The sequence below is a fragment of the Pectobacterium actinidiae genome (assembly GCF_000803315.1).
GTDB classification, from domain to species: domain Bacteria; phylum Pseudomonadota; class Gammaproteobacteria; order Enterobacterales; family Enterobacteriaceae; genus Pectobacterium; species Pectobacterium actinidiae.
Map to the genome: position 1 here is coordinate 1051975 of NZ_JRMH01000001.1, position 13930 is coordinate 1065904.

Genomic DNA, 13930 nt, shown 5'->3' on the forward strand with positions numbered 1-13930 from the left:
TTATACCGGCTCCTGTTAGAACGTCTTAAGACTTCGCGGGTTCTGCTGACGCTTGTTGCGCCTGCTGATTTTCTTGAGCGACTTCTTGAGCTTTCACCTGCGCACCAGGTCTGATTTTTTGCAGACCAGTGACGATAACGCGATCGCCCGCTTTCAAGCCTTCGGTAACCAACCATTTGTCACCAATTGCCTTACTGGTTTTAAGCGTGCGAGGTTCCACTTTATCGCCTTCCCCAACCACCATCGCCGTGGCCTGACCACGTGGATCGCGGGTAACCCCCTGTTGCGGCACTAATAAGGCACTTGGGTTAACGCCGGAATCGAGACGAGCGCGTACGAACATACCGGGGAGAAGGTTGTGCTGTGGGTTAGGGAAAATGGCGCGCAGCGTGATGGAACCGGTGGTTTCATCTACCGTAACATCAGAGAATTCTAATGTACCTGCTTCAGCATATTCAGTACCGTTTTCCAACAGTAGGCGGACATTTGCCTTGCCTTCGCTTTGTTTCAGCGTGCCGTTTTCCAGCTCTTTCTTCAGTTGCAGGAAATCGTTACTGGACTGCGTGACGTCAACATAGATTGGATCAAGCTGCTGAACGGTTGTTAATGCCGTTGCTTGTCCGGTTGACACCAATGCGCCTTCCGTCACAGTGGATTTACCCACACGGCCTTCGATTGGCGAGTTAACTTTGGTGTAAGCCAGATTGATTTGTGCGGTGTCTACTGCCGCTTTAGCGGCTTGAACCGCGGCATCAGCCTGACGAGAAGTCGCGACAGCCTGATCGTAATCTTGCTTGCTGACGTAGTTGGTGCCCAAGAGTGGTTTGTAGCGGTTAACTGTCAGGCGGGCAATTTCTGCCTGAGCCTGAGCCTGAGCGAGTGAGCCTTTGGCGCTATTGTAGCTTGCCTGATAGGTCGCAGGATCGATCTGATACAACGATGCGCCCGCTTTAACGTCAGAACCTTCAATAAAATTGCGTTTGAGGATAATTCCGCCGACCTGTGGGCGAACCTCGGCAATGCGGTAAGCACTTGTACGGCCCGGCAGCTCGGTCATCACATTCAGTGCTTCTGTTTTCAACGTAACAATACCCACTTCAGGCATCTGCTGTTGCGCGCCGCCTTGCTGATTATTGCCGCCATCACATCCTGCGAGCATTAAGCCGCCAGAAAGCATCAGAACTGCCGCCAGAGGCGTTAGCCCTCTGTTTTTGTTCATAGATAAACCTCAAGTGTCCGATTTGAAATTGACCAATGGATCACAAGCTCAAAAACCCATTGCTGCTATAGTCTTATGTTCGTGCTATGTTACATACATACTTGAATGTATGTAAATCTTACTTTCCTTCAAATACAGCGATATGGCACGAAAAACCAAATTATCATGGCACGAAAAACCAAAAAACAGGCTCAGGAAACCCGACAACATATATTGGATACTGCGTTAAGAGTCTTCTCTGAGCATGGTGTTTCCGCGACCTCATTGTCTGATATTGCGACTGCTGCTGGTGTGACACGGGGTGCTATTTATTGGCATTTTAAGAACAAAGCCGAAATCTTTGATGAGATTTGGGCGTTGGCAGAGTCAAAAATCAGCGAATTTGAAATAGAGTATCAGACAAAATTCCCTGATAATCCACTCCGCGTGATGCGTGAATTATTGATTTATATGCTGCGTTTAACCGTTAGTGATACACATTGGCGATCCATTATGGAAATCGTTTTTCACAAATGTGAGTTTGTCGGTGAAATGTTGCAATCGTACAATGCGCGCAAAGAGCTTTATCTTTCCTGCTACGTCGATATTGAAGAAAACCTGATTAAGTGCATCCGGGTGGGGATGTTGCCGACGGACATTCATCCCCGTCGTGCGGCGATCGCGATGCGTGCCTATTTTTCTGGCGTGATGGAGAATTGGCTATTTATGCCAGAAAGTTTCGATCTCAATCAGGAAGCCCCGGCGCTGGTGGATGCCTTTATTGATATGTTGCATTTTAGCCCGGCACTACGTAAACCCGCAGAGTAAGCCGTTGAACGACGGCGCTAACACCGCTTGCCTTTAACCACCTGAGCTATTTTTATCTTAGGCGGAGGATTTAGCGTCCTTCTCTTCTTGCGAAAGCTTTTTCTCAAAATCACTACGTACAATCTCCAAGGCGGCCAGTGCGATACGCGGTTCGATCTGGTTTTCTTCCAGCAACATAATCAAATCGACCGCCAGCTTGATCTCGGGTGGGGCGTTTTCAAGTGACATGAATGAGTTCCTCTTATTTCTTGGCGAAGCCGGTACGCTACAATCCTTGCTCACGGCGTTCGATCTGACGTTCCAGACGTAACAGCGCCTGACGGCAGCGTGACAGCCGTCCTTCCAGCGCTGCCAGCTCTTTTTGCAGCCGTTGCTGCTCGCGCAAGAGCGTCTGTGTGGTGAGCAGGCTTTCTCTATCCTGAATCATGGAAAGCAGGCGGCGTTCATAATCCTGATGTTCCGCGAGCTTGTGATACAGATCCTCCGGCTGTGGTACGTTACTTTGCTCCTGCCTGCGTAATGATTGCGTTGCCAGCTCACGCTGCAATGCGGCTATCTGGCTGACCAGTTTTTCGGCCAGAAACGCCACGCGATCGGTTCGCTGCTCTGCAACTAACTGCTTTATCGCGTGCAGATTTTGTTCCAATTCGGCGCGATAATCACGTAGCCGGGTGCCATAGCAGCTAAAAAGCTGACGATCAAAACGTGATTGCGGCACGGCTTTATCCGCCAGTGGTTCAAGCTCTCTCGCCAGCGTGCTAATTTGTTGTTCAAGCGCCAGCAGCAATCGATGCGTGTTCACTTTATTCCCTTACGCTAAGGCTGATGATTCAGCGAATTGACGCGTGGTAGATCGACATAGTAAATCTACGTCGCCTTAATATACTGCATGAGGATATCTTAACTAATCCATCGGGCAAGGTGGTGATAAAGTGTGATGGACATTGTCGCAGAAAAAATATATTGAGCAGACAAAAGATAGTGGTAGTGAACAAAGCAGAAAGGTGAATATGTATCGCGTGTTGCTGATGATATTGGGGTGGGTTTCCGTTGTGCTGGCAACGTTGGGGGTCGTGTTGCCTTTATTACCGACTACGCCTTTCTTGCTACTGGCCGCCTGGTGTTTTGCTCGCTCGTCCCCACGTTTCCATGATTGGTTATTGTACCGCTCCTGGTTTGGTAGCTATCTGCGTCATTGGCAGCAACATCGGGCGTTGCCGCCGGGGGCAAAATGGAAGGCTGTCACCATGATTCTGTTAACGTTCGCGCTTTCGCTCTGGCTGGTTAAGCTCGTCTGGGTCAGGATTTTGCTGTTGGTCATTTTGGCTATTTTGCTGACCTTCATGCTTCGTTTACCTGTCATTGATCCAGAACAACAAACGCAGGGCGCGAATCCGAAAAGATAGCGTAAGCGGCAGCCTCTGTGACGGGAATACAAAAAATACGCACCCAGAGTGCGGACAGTTGCATTTATCCGTCACTTTGACTAGATTTGACCGTTTTCGTGCACGGGTCGCCATTTTCCTCTTTGTCATAATGCCTCTTCATCACGTCATGCGATGATGGAAGCCTTGTGGCGACCGGCATTTGTATGTTCAGAACGTTTTATCAGGCACAACTATGACGACCGTAATAGCGCAGCAGCAGGCAGAATTGATTAAAAACAGTATCAAAAGCATCCCCGACTATCCGAAGCCGGGCATACTGTTCCGTGATGTCACCAGCCTGCTGGAAGATCCTGTGGCCTATGCGGCCAGTATTGAGATGCTGGCAAACCGTTACCGCAACTCCGGTGTGACGAAGGTTGTCGGGACGGAAGCGCGTGGTTTCCTGTTTGGCGCTCCAGTGGCTCTGGCGCTGGGCGTGGGTTTTGTTCCCGTGCGTAAACCGGGCAAGCTGCCACGTCCGACGATCAGTGAAAGCTATGAACTGGAATACGGTTCAGATACGCTGGAAATTCATGCGGATGCCATCTCCGCTGGCGATAATGTGCTGGTGATCGACGATCTGCTGGCAACAGGCGGTACGCTTGAAGCGACGGTGAAATTGATTCGTCGTCTGGGCGGTACGGTCAACGATGCCGCATTTATCATTAATTTGTTCGATCTGGGCGGCGAGCAACGCCTGACCGAGATGGGCGTCACCTGCTATAGCCTGGTTGACTTCCCCGGACATTAATCATAACAGTCTCGCCGATAGCGGCGTGGCTGTGTTAGCATGATCGCCTCAATAACTCGACTGTTGCGGTATTGATGAGCTATCAGGTTCTTGCCCGTAAGTGGCGTCCCCAAACCTTTGCCCATGTTGTCGGTCAGGAACATGTCCTGACCGCGTTGGCTAACGGCCTTTCTCTAGGCAGAATCCATCACGCTTATTTGTTTTCTGGCACCCGTGGTGTCGGGAAGACGTCGATTGCCCGTTTGCTGGCAAAAGGGCTGAATTGCGAACAGGGCGTGACGGCAACGCCCTGTGGTCAGTGTGACAACTGCCGCGAAATCGAACAGGGCCGTTTTGTCGATTTAATCGAGATCGATGCTGCATCTCGCACTAAAGTCGAAGACACGCGCGATCTGCTGGATAATGTGCAGTACGCCCCTGCGCGTGGGCGATTCAAGGTGTACCTGATTGACGAAGTACACATGCTATCGCGCCACAGCTTTAATGCGCTGCTGAAAACGCTGGAAGAACCGCCTCCGCACGTTAAATTCCTGCTGGCGACCACCGATCCGCAAAAACTGCCTGTGACCATTCTGTCACGCTGCCTGCAATTTCACCTCAAAGCGCTGGATGTCGAACAGATTCGCGCGCATCTGGAACAGGTATTACAGGCAGAAAACCTCGTCAGTGAACCTCGGGCGCTACAGCTTCTGGCACGCGCTGCCGATGGGAGCTTGCGTGATGCGCTGAGTCTGACCGATCAGGCCATTGCCATGGGGCAAGGACAGGTCACGACTGCTTCAGTCAGCCAAATGTTGGGCACGCTGGACGATGAGCAACCGCTGGCACTCATTGAAGCACTGGCGAAAGGCGATGGGGCTCAGGTCATGTCGCTGTTAGACCAGGTTGCGGCACGGGGAGTGGACTGGGAATCGTTGCTGGTGGAAACCCAAACGCTATTACATCGTATTGCTATGGTTCAACTGCTGCCTGCGGCGTTGGGTGATGATTACGCCGCAGTTGAAGCGCGTATGCGAGATTTGGCTCGTGCGCTGCCGCCCGCAGAGGTGCAGCTTTATTACCAGACGATGCTCATTGGCCGCAAAGAACTGCCTTTTGCACCCGATCGCCGGATGGGCGTTGAAATGACGCTACTGAGAGCGCTGGCGTTTCATCCCAGCCAGATTATCGCCGAACCGGTAGCGCCAGTGAATGCCGCGCCTGTTCAGGCTACGCGTGCGCCTTCTACTCAGCCTCCTGTGCAGCAACCCGTTGCTACGGGAGCGGCGACGGTTCGTGCGGGAGTGCCGCAAAATACAGCATCTCCCGAAGACATGCCGCCGCCATCATACTCTCATGAGCCGCCGATGGATGCCTCTGCCTATGCACCGCCGTTAGGGGAGGCACCAGCTCCCGCGGAGCAGCATGGTGAGAGCGAATTGCCTGATGCGACGTCTCAGTTATTACAGGCGCGTAGTCAGCTCTTGCGAAAACAGGGGAGTACGCCACCAAAAAAGGCTGATCCGGCAGCGTCTGACAACACGCGGCCGGCAACCTCAGCGCTGGAGCGATTGGCTTCGGTAACTGAGCGCAGCATTCAACGGCAAAACGCGAAAACCTCTCCCAACGAGCCTAAAAAGCCGGAAGCATATCGTTGGCGGGCGCAGAATAAAGTCGAAGAAGAGAAGGTCGACGTCGCAACGCCCAAAGCGTTGCGTTCGGCATTAGAGCACGAAAAAACGCCGGAGCTGGTGGCACGGTTGGCGGAAGAGTCACTGGAGCGAGATGCATGGGCGGCGGAAATTCATCGCCTGACGTTACCAAAGCTGGTACAACAGCTGGCACTCAATGCGTTTAAAGAGAGCGAAGAGGCAGACAAGATTCATCTGCATCTGCGTTCATCCCAGCGGCATCTGAATTCGCCTGCGGCGCAAAAGACGCTGGCGGATGCATTGACGGCTCACTACGGGCATCCTGTAGAATTACTGATTACTGAAGACGATAACCCGGCGGTGCGGACGCCGCTGGAGTGGCGTCAGGCTATATATGAAGAGAAGCTGGCGCAGGCGCGTCAGTCAATTCTGGCCGATACAACGATTCAAACGCTGCGGCGTTTCTTTGATGCGGAACTGGACGAAGAAAGTATCCGCCCTGTTTAACCGCTGCGAGTGCGCAGCCCGACGTGATAGAGAGAAAACTATGTTTGGTAAAGGTGGAATTGGCAACCTGATGAAGCAAGCCCAGCAGATGCAGGAAAAAATGCAGCAGATGCAGGAAGAAGTGGCGAATCTGGAAGTCACGGGCGAATCGGGTGCGGGTCTGGTGAAAATCACGATCAACGGTGCGCATAACTGCCGCCGTGTTGAGATCGATCCAAGCCTGATGGAAGACGACAAAGAGATGCTGGAAGACCTGATCGCTGCGGCGTTCAACGATGCAGCTCGTCGTATTGCTGAAACGCAAAAAGAGAAAATGGCGTCTGTTTCCAGCGGTATGCAACTGCCGCCGGGCTTCAAGATGCCGTTCTGATGCAGACCAGTCCGCTTCTTGAATCACTGATGGAAGCGCTGCGTTGCCTGCCGGGCGTTGGACCCAAGTCGGCGCAGCGCATGGCGTTTCAACTCCTGCAACGTAACCGCAGTGGCGGTATGCGTTTGGCGCAGGCGTTGACGCGGGCGATGTCCGAAATCGGTCACTGTAGCGACTGTCGGACATTTACCGAGCAGGACGTTTGTGCGATTTGCTCGAACCCGCGCCGCCAGCAAAATGGGCAGATTTGCGTGGTAGAAAGCCCGGCTGATATTCATGCCATTGAACAGACGGGGCAGTTTGCCGGTCGATACTTTGTATTGATGGGGCATTTGTCACCGCTGGATGGCATTGGCCCGGACGATATCGGTTTGGGGCGGTTGGAAGAGCGCTTGCAGGTGGAATCGATAAGCGAAGTTATTCTGGCTACCAACCCAACGGTTGAAGGCGACGCCACGGCAAACTATATCGCGGAACTGTGCGCGCAACACGGCGTGATGGCCAGCCGCATTGCACACGGTGTTCCCGTTGGCGGTGAACTGGAAATGGTCGATGGCACCACGCTGTCCCATTCTCTCGCGGGTCGTCAGCCTTTCCGTTTTTAATCTGTCGGCTGCCAGCATTATTATCTGGCAGCCGCAGTCTTGTTTTCCTCTTTCATCTCATCGTTTTCTTTTTTCGCTGAAATTTACCCCTTGAAATCCCCTTGGTTTATCCCCACTTGCTACTTATCGTCAGTTTAATCAGCCTGAATAATATTAGGATTGAGGTAAGCAATAATGAGTATGAAAGGCCAAGAAACTCGCGGGTTCCAGTCCGAAGTTAAGCAACTCCTGCATTTGATGATCCATTCGCTTTATTCCAACAAAGAAATTTTTCTGCGTGAATTGATCTCCAACGCCTCCGATGCGGCAGACAAGCTACGTTTCCGTGCGCTGTCCGCACCAGAGCTGTATGCGGGTGATGGCGATCTGCGCGTGCGTGTGTCTACGGATAAAGAAAAACGTACGCTGACGATTTCTGACAACGGTATCGGCATGAGCCGTGACGAAGTCATTGATAATCTGGGTACGATTGCGAAATCTGGCACCAAGGCCTTTCTGGAATCGATGGGTTCCGATCAGGTTAAAGATAGCCAACTGATTGGTCAGTTCGGTGTGGGTTTCTACTCCGCCTTCATCGTGGCGGATAAAGTGACCGTACGTACCCGTGCTGCGGGGGCAAATGCCGATCAGGGCGTGTATTGGGAATCTGCCGGGGAAGGTGATTACACCATTGCCGACATCACCAAAGACGATCGCGGAACGGAGATCACTTTGCATCTACGTGAAGGCGAAGACGAATTCCTGGATGACTGGCGCGTGCGTTCCGTTATCAGCAAATATTCTGACCACATCGCGCTGCCGGTAGAAATCCAATCCCAGACAGAAAGCGAAGAAGAAGGCGGTGAGTCCACTGTTAGCTGGGAAAAAATTAACAAGGCACAGGCTCTGTGGACGCGCAGTAAATCTGAAGTCAGCGATGAAGAATACAACGAGTTTTATAAGCATATTTCCCATGACTTTACCGATCCGCTGAGCTGGAGTCACAACCGTGTGGAAGGTAAGCAGGAATACACCAGCCTGCTCTATATTCCCGCGCGTGCGCCGTGGGATATGTGGAACCGCGATCATAAACACGGCTTGAAACTATACGTTCAGCGCGTCTTTATTATGGATGATGCCGAGCAGTTCATGCCGAACTACCTGCGTTTTGTGCGTGGCCTGATTGATTCCAACGATCTGCCATTGAACGTTTCCCGTGAGATTTTGCAGGACAGCCGTGTGACGCAGAATCTGCGTAATGCGCTGACTAAACGCGTGCTGCAAATGCTGGATAAACTGGCGAAAGACGACGCGGAAAAATACCAGACGTTCTGGCAACAGTTTGGGCTGGTGTTGAAGGAAGGTCCGGCGGAAGACGGTAGCAACCGTGAGGCGATCGCGAAACTGCTGCGTTTTGCCACGACACAATCCGACAGCTCCGCACAGACGGTGTCGCTGGAAGATTACGTTAGCCGGATGGTGGAAGGTCAGGACAAGATTTACTACATCACCGCAGACAGCTATGCGGCGGCGAAGAGCAGCCCGCACCTGGAGCTGTTCCGTAAGAAAGGTATCGAGGTATTGCTGTTGTCCGAGCGCATTGACGAATGGATGATGAGCTACCTGACCGAGTTCGACGGTAAATCCTTCCAGTCGGTTAGCAAAGCGGATGACACGCTCGACAAACTGGCTGATGAAGAAAACGATGCTCAGAAAGAAGCACAGAAAGCGCTGGAACCATTTGTTGACCGTGTGAAGACTCTGCTGGGCGAGCGCGTTAAAGATGTGCGTTTCACCTACCGTTTGACCGATACGCCTGCGATTGTCGTAACGGATGCGGACGAGATGAGTACACAGATGGCGAAACTGTTCGCCGCGGCGGGGCAGCAAGCACCGGAAGTGAAGTACATTTTTGAACTGAACCCGGAGCACGCGCTAATTAAACGTGCGGCTGATGTTTCTGATGAAGCCGAGTTTGGCGAGTGGGTCGAGCTGCTGCTGGATCAGGCTCTGTTGGCTGAACGCGGCACGTTGGACGATCCAAACCAGTTCATTCGTCGTATGAATCAGCTATTAAGTGCTTGATAGTCATATCCTCCAGACCCCGGAATCATCCGGGGTCTTCCCCTCGGTTTCATTCTTCCTTCCGCTATCGAGAGTTTCTTCGTCTACACTGAATGGCAACATTGGGCAGACGGCAAACCGTATTTTTAGGTATCTGGCTTTTTTTCATCTGCCTACGCGTTGCTGAAGCGAGCCCGTTCCTTGAGCATAAGCGTCTGGAATGGTATGGTTTAGCGTTTTTCAAATTTATTTTATAAATATTACATAGCAAGGGGATTTACGCGATGCGTATTATTCTGCTGGGCGCTCCGGGCGCAGGCAAAGGTACTCAGGCTCAATTCATCATGGAGAAATACGGTATTCCGCAGATTTCCACGGGTGACATGCTGCGTGCAGCGGTAAAAGCGGGTACTGAATTGGGCAAGCAGGCTAAAGAAATCATGGACGCAGGTAAGCTGGTCACTGATGAGCTGGTCATTGCTCTGGTTAAAGAGCGCATCGCCCAGGAGGATTGCCGTAACGGTTTTCTGCTGGATGGCTTCCCACGCACCATTCCACAAGCTGATGCGATGAAAGATGCAGGCATCAATGTGGATTACGTTATCGAGTTTGCCGTTCCTGACGAACTGATCATCGATCGTATCATTGGCCGTCGCGTTCATGCGGCGTCCGGTCGTGTCTACCATGTAAAATTCAATCCGCCTAAAGTTGAAGACAAAGACGATGTGACGGGCGAAGATCTGACTATTCGTAAAGACGATCAGGAAGATACCGTACGTAAGCGTCTGGTTGAGTACCATCAGCAGACTGCACCACTGGTTTCTTACTATCAGAAAGAAGCTGACGCGGGCAACACGCGCTATTTCAAAGTAGAAGGCACGCGTAAAGTGGAAGAAGTTCGCGCTGAGCTGGAAACCATTCTGGGCTAATTTTTCTACGCGAATCTGACCCAAACATCTGAATGCCAGACGACTGTCTGGCATTTTTTCGTTCTGAAATCCTCGTTTGCTTTGTTTCCTCTATTGATAGCATCGGCGTTATCCCTGCTATCTACCCGTATTTGTTTAGCTTTTTTTCGCTACAATAGACATCTGATGTTACGCACTGGCGGGCTGAGAGAAAGCCTGCTTCTCCATAAAAGGAAGACGGCGATGAAACAAGAGAAATACGGCGTGCTGATGGTGAACTTAGGGACACCCGATGCCCCGACGCCGCAGGCGGTGAGGCGTTATCTGGCGGAGTTTCTCAGCGACCGACGCGTGGTGGACACGCCGCGTCTGCTATGGTGGCCGCTGCTGCGCGGTATCATCCTGCCAACTCGCTCACCACGAGTGGCGAAACTCTATCAATCGGTCTGGATGGAAGGGGGATCACCTCTGTTAGTGATTAGCCGTCGACAGCAGCAGGCTCTGGCAGCACGTATGCCGGAAACGCCTGTTGAGCTGGGGATGAGCTATGGTTCGCCCAGTCTGCGTTCGGCGCTGGATAAGCTACTGGCGCAGGGCGTCACGCAACTGGTGGTCTTGCCGATGTATCCGCAATATTCCTGCTCAACGACCGCTGCGGTGTGGGATGGTCTCGCTGCACAGCTGCGTGATAATCGCCAGTTGCCTGCGATTCGCTTTATCCGTGATTACGCCGAGCATCCTGCTTATATTGCGGCGTTGAAGCATCGTGTCGAGCAGTCTTTTGCTGAACACGGTGAACCAGACAGATTAGTGATCTCCTATCACGGCATCCCTGTGCGGTATGCCAATGAAGGGGATGACTATCCGCAACGCTGTCGGGCGACGACGGAGGCGCTGATTGCCGCGCTTGGGCTGCCGGAAGGCAAAATAATGATGACTTTCCAGTCGCGTTTTGGCCGTGAACCCTGGCTGACGCCATACACAGATGAAACCATGCAAGGGCTACCGGCGCAGGGAATCAAGCATATTCAGATCATGTGCCCCGGTTTTTCCGCTGACTGTCTGGAAACGTTGGAAGAGATTCAGGAACAGAACCGTGAGATTTTCCTGCACGCAGGCGGAGAGGCATTCCACTATATTCCTGCGCTCAATGACGATCCGCTGCACATCGATCTGCTGGAACAGTTAGTGAGTAAAGCAGAGTAGGGGCAAGATAGTTTTTGTCTGGTGACGTTTGACGGTATATAGCACAACGTAAAAAAATGGCGGACCTAATAGGCCCGCCATTTTTGTCTCTAACGTGTAGGCATTTAAATAGGACACGCCTGAGGTGCAGGGGGAGTCTCATCCAGCCTCAACATCGTGATCATGCTGTTGGCGATTTCCCGTTCTCCCATTACCACTTCGTTGGCACCGTGCTCCATAATGTAGCTGACTTCATCGTCATAGTGCGCGCGGGCGATAATCTCCAGATCGGCACGCTTATCACGGGCCGCAGCGACGATTTCACCTGCTTCATAACCGTTCGGGATGGTCAGCAATAGCCAACGTGCACAGTCCAGACGCGCAATATCCATGATTTCAGGCTTGGTCGCATTACCTAATACGGCTTTAATTCCCTGTTCACGCAGTGCGTCAACGCGTGTACGTGAATTCTCAATGACAACGATGGGAATACCGGCCTGATGCAGTTTGGCACCAATCAGGCTACCAACACGACCGTAGCCGACCAGCAGGGCATGGTTGCACATATCGACAGGAATCTGTTTTTCTTCCTCAATGGCTTCTTCCACGATCTGCTCTTCGATGGTTTCATGTTTCGCCAGATAGCGTTCAAGCAGCGTAAACAGCAGCGGGTTTATCATGATGGAGAGGATAGCGCCGGCCAGTACCAGATTCCGTCCTTCTTCAGACAGCAGCCCCAGCACAATGCCGAGTCCAGCCAAAATAAAGGCAAATTCACCGATTTGCGCCAGACTGGCGGAAATCGTTAATGCTGTCCGCTTAGAGTGACCAAAAAGTCGAACCAGCACGAAAGCAGCGGCTGATTTACCGAACACGATAATAGCCAGAGTGATCAGCACGGAAATCGGGTCGTTCAGCAGGATCATTGGATCAAACAGCATCCCGACGGAAACGAAGAACAGTACGGCGAAGGCATCGCGCAGCGGCAGCGTGTCGTGCGCCGCACGCTGGCTGAGCTCAGATTCGTTCAGTACCACACCAGCGAAGAATGCGCCCAGTGCAAAGGAGACATCAAACAATTTCACCGCGCCAAAGGCGATACCCAGTGCCATTGCCAAGACCGCTAGCGTGAAAAGCTCACGTGAACCGGTGCTGGCGCTTTTTGCCAATACCCACGGTACCAGACGGCGGCCGACGACAATCATCAGGGTAATAAACGCAATCACTTTACCGATGGTCCAGGCCAAATCGGTTAGCAGTTTGCTGGTGTCGGCATGCTCAGAGCCGATCATGTCGCCGAAGGCTGGCAGCAGAACCAGCGTAAGGACCATTGCCAGATCTTCCACAATCAGCCAGCCGATGGCGATTTGACCGCGCTGGCTATCAATAAGCTGTCGTTCCTCCAACGCGCGTAGCAGAACCACGGTACTCGCGGTGGACAGGCAAAGGCCGAAAACCAGGCCGCTCGCCAGGCTCCAGCCCAGCATCGCGGATAGCCCCATTCCAAGCAGCGTAGCCACGGCAATCTGGGCTATCGCGCCGGGAATGGCGATGGACTTTACCGCCATGAGATCTTTCAGTGAGAAGTGTAGGCCGACGCCAAACATCAGCAGGATGACGCCAAGTTCAGCGAGTTCTGATGCCAGTGAGGTATCGGCAACGAAACCGGGGGTAAAAGGACCGACAAGTACGCCTGCGGCAAGGTAACCAACAAGGGGAGAGATACGCAGGCGGTTTGCCAGAATACCAAGGAGGAAAGCAAGAACCAGCCCCCCAGCGATAGTAGAAATTAGCGGTGTTGCAGCATGCATCCCAACTCCTTGTGCCATAGATGAAACGTAATTGAGCGGATTTACCCTTCTTGCCTTGAAGCTACAGCGTGGTGAGCGGCGCTTACGTACCCTTATCACTCTTATTATGCATCGAAAAGCGTATTGGGATTCGTTCGTTTGCTGTCTGGCTGCAACGCCAATTATTCTGGGTATACACAAATTCTATTGCATATAGCGAAATGTTGCTTGGATAAAAGTGGTATTTTATGAAAAATATCAGTTTACCCAACTAAAGGTAGTGTAACACAGATTTAAGGGTGGTTTCTCACGATAAGCATTGATAAACATGCGTAATTATTCTGATGGCGTGATGTTCTTGGCCGTAATGCCTCACTGCTCTCCTGTGTATTCAGTGGAATAATTTTACCCACCGGCGTAAAACACCGGAAAACAGGGAATAAACGGTGTGATGCCGAATTATTCCGATGAAGCATCCATATTAGCAAGAGTTCGTGACGGGACGACGACAGTGTCGAGTCAGCGCGATATCACGCTAGCGGTTAGACCTAATCTGATTTTATCGGCAATCGCACATTGCTGACGAACCGCGTGAATGCGCCTCGCGCATTGTTCATCTTGCTGTGCTAATTTGTGTGGTGAGTTTCTCAGTGGTTCCACTGGGTCGTTAAAATAAACGGAGATTTA

At 52.0% G+C, this 13930-nt stretch carries 13 protein-coding genes; 9 read left to right on the forward strand and 4 right to left on the reverse strand.

The features are described 5' to 3' along the window. Positions 1–25: 25 nt before the first annotated feature. Positions 26–1219 carry an efflux RND transporter periplasmic adaptor subunit gene (locus tag KKH3_RS04365; RefSeq protein ID WP_039356209.1) on the reverse strand — a complete coding sequence of 398 codons (1194 nt, stop codon included), beginning with the start codon at positions 1217–1219 and terminating at the stop codon, positions 26–28. Positions 1220–1384: 165 nt separating this feature from the next. On the opposite strand from KKH3_RS04365, the gene acrR reads away from it, so the two are divergent. Further along, complete coding sequence (gene acrR, locus KKH3_RS04370; RefSeq protein ID WP_039356211.1) at positions 1385–2026, forward strand: multidrug efflux transporter transcriptional repressor AcrR; 642 nt, start codon at positions 1385–1387, stop codon at positions 2024–2026. 57 nt (positions 2027–2083) lie between these two features. Here acrR and rsmS read toward each other — a convergent pair whose 3' ends face one another. Together rsmS and priC are read right to left on the reverse strand one after the other, a co-directional pair. After that, positions 2084–2254: a pleiotropic regulatory protein RsmS gene (gene rsmS, locus KKH3_RS21535; RefSeq protein ID WP_072034499.1), complete on the reverse strand. Its 171-nt coding sequence runs from the start codon at positions 2252–2254 to the stop codon at positions 2084–2086. Positions 2255–2291: 37 nt separating this feature from the next. After that, positions 2292–2828 carry a primosomal replication protein PriC gene (gene priC / locus KKH3_RS04375; protein WP_039356214.1) on the reverse strand — a complete coding sequence of 179 codons (537 nt, stop codon included), beginning with the start codon at positions 2826–2828 and terminating at the stop codon, positions 2292–2294. 208 nt (positions 2829–3036) lie between these two features. Between priC and KKH3_RS04380 the strand changes: the two genes are divergently transcribed. The 8 genes from KKH3_RS04380 (at position 3037) to hemH (ending at position 11474) form a co-directional block, all read left to right on the forward strand. Continuing rightward, positions 3037–3432 carry a DUF454 family protein gene (locus KKH3_RS04380; protein ID WP_039356217.1) on the forward strand — a complete coding sequence of 132 codons (396 nt, stop codon included), beginning with the start codon at positions 3037–3039 and terminating at the stop codon, positions 3430–3432. Positions 3433–3646: 214 nt separating this feature from the next. Then, complete coding sequence (apt, locus tag KKH3_RS04385) at positions 3647–4204, forward strand: adenine phosphoribosyltransferase (RefSeq protein ID WP_039356220.1); 558 nt, start codon at positions 3647–3649, stop codon at positions 4202–4204. 74 nt (positions 4205–4278) lie between these two features. Beyond that, the gene (gene dnaX, locus KKH3_RS04390; RefSeq protein ID WP_039356224.1) at positions 4279–6342 is read left to right on the forward strand and encodes a DNA polymerase III subunit gamma/tau; all 2064 of its coding nucleotides are present in this window, start codon (positions 4279–4281) and stop codon (positions 6340–6342) included. Between the two features lie 40 nt (positions 6343–6382). After that, the gene (locus KKH3_RS04395) at positions 6383–6712 is read left to right on the forward strand and encodes a YbaB/EbfC family nucleoid-associated protein (RefSeq protein ID WP_005976112.1); all 330 of its coding nucleotides are present in this window, start codon (positions 6383–6385) and stop codon (positions 6710–6712) included. Further along, entirely contained in the window at positions 6712–7317 is a 606-nt protein-coding gene (gene recR / locus KKH3_RS04400; protein ID WP_014914551.1) for a recombination mediator RecR, read from the forward strand. Before KKH3_RS04395 ends, recR begins: the two co-directional genes overlap by 1 nt. Positions 7318–7497: 180 nt before the next feature. After that, positions 7498–9381, forward strand: coding sequence for a molecular chaperone HtpG (htpG, locus tag KKH3_RS04405; protein ID WP_181939663.1), 1884 nt, complete (start codon positions 7498–7500; stop codon positions 9379–9381). A 263-nt stretch (positions 9382–9644) separates the two neighbouring features. Then, positions 9645–10289 (forward strand): adenylate kinase, encoded by a 645-nt coding sequence (gene adk / locus KKH3_RS04410; RefSeq protein WP_039356231.1) that lies wholly within the window; start codon positions 9645–9647, stop codon positions 10287–10289. Positions 10290–10511: 222 nt separating this feature from the next. Beyond that, the gene (gene hemH / locus KKH3_RS04415; RefSeq protein WP_039356235.1) at positions 10512–11474 is read left to right on the forward strand and encodes a ferrochelatase; all 963 of its coding nucleotides are present in this window, start codon (positions 10512–10514) and stop codon (positions 11472–11474) included. Positions 11475–11578: 104 nt separating this feature from the next. On the opposite strand, the gene ybaL is transcribed toward hemH, so the two are convergent. Further along, the gene (gene ybaL, locus KKH3_RS04420) at positions 11579–13264 is read right to left on the reverse strand and encodes a YbaL family putative K(+) efflux transporter (RefSeq protein ID WP_039356238.1); all 1686 of its coding nucleotides are present in this window, start codon (positions 13262–13264) and stop codon (positions 11579–11581) included. Between the last annotated feature and the right edge of the window lie 666 nt (positions 13265–13930).